The sequence below is a fragment of the Vibrio genomosp. F10 str. 9ZD137 genome (assembly GCF_049974785.1).
Classification (GTDB): Bacteria; Pseudomonadota; Gammaproteobacteria; order Enterobacterales; family Vibrionaceae; genus Vibrio.
In genome coordinates, this window is sequence record NZ_JBNGCJ010000422.1 from 1 (window position 1) to 1,296 (window position 1,296).

1 protein-coding gene is annotated in these 1,296 nt (G+C 47.5%); it reads left to right on the top strand.

The annotated features are described in order from the left end of the window. The coding region (gene nirB / locus ACP45E_RS10065) for a nitrite reductase large subunit NirB (RefSeq protein WP_141707283.1) at positions 1-1,296 on the top strand (1,296 nt) is incomplete at both ends.

Genomic DNA, 1,296 nt, shown 5'->3' on the forward strand with positions numbered 1-1,296 from the left:
GAAAGCACATTTGAAGGTGCTGACATGTCTGCGAAGCTTAAGCTTCTGGGAGTGAAAGTAGGGTCAATCGGTGATGCAAATGGTCGTACTCCTGGTTGTAAAAGCTACGTTTACCAAAACGAAGAGCAAGAAGTTTATAAACGTCTCATCGTTTCTGAAGACAACAAGAAGCTGCTTGGTGCGGTAATGGTCGGTGACACATCCGACTATGGCGACCTTCTTCAACTGATGCTCAATGAAATTGACCTGCCAGAGCACCCAGATGCGTTGATTCTTCCTGCGCACGCTGGTGCTGAAAAGCCAACACTTGGCGCAGACTCACTACCTGAATCTGCCGTTATCTGTTCTTGTTTTGATGTGACTAAGGGCAAGATCGCTCAAGCGGTTGCTGAAGGTCACCACACCATTGGTGATATCAAAGCAGTAACGGGTGCAGGTACTGGCTGTGGTGGTTGTATTCCATTAGTAACTTCAGTACTAAACGCTGAGCTTGCTAAAGCGGGTGTTGAAGTGAAGAACGACGTATGTGAGCACTTTGCTTACTCTCGCCAAGAGCTTTTCCATCTTATTCGTATTGAAGAAATCAAAACATTCGATGAATTACTAGAGAAGTACGGTAAAGGTTACGGCTGTGAAGTGTGTAAACCTCTTGCTGGCTCTATCCTTGCGTCATGCTGGGGTGAGCACATCCTTAAACCTGAGCTCGTTAAGCTTCATGATACCAATGACAACTTTCTCGGTAACATTCAAAAAGACGGAACATACTCGGTCATTCCTAGGATGGCTGGTGGCGAAGTCACACCTAAAGCTTTGTCTGTTCTTGCTGAGGTCGCTGCTGAATACAACTTGTACACCAAGATAACAGGCGCACAACGTATTGGTCTGTTCGGTGCTCAAAAAGATGACTTACCAGTAATCTGGAAGAAGTTAATCGCAGCAGGCTACGAAACGGGCCAAGCGTATGCGAAAGCCCTGCGCATGGCGAAAACATGTGTCGGTTCAACTTGGTGTCGCTATGGCGTTCAAGATTCTGTCGGACTAGGTGTGATGATCGAGAACCGTTACAAAGGCGTCCGCACTCCTCATAAGATGAAGTTTGGTGTGTCTGGCTGTACTCGTGAGTGTGCAGAAGCTCAAGGTAAAGACTTAGGTATTATCGCAACTGACGCAGGTTGGAACATGTATGTGTGTGGCAACGGTGGCATGAAGCCTCGTCACGCAGACTTACTGGCAAGCGACCTAGACCAAGAAACGCTGATCAAATACATCGACCAGCTCGGAAGAGCGGTTCAGCCG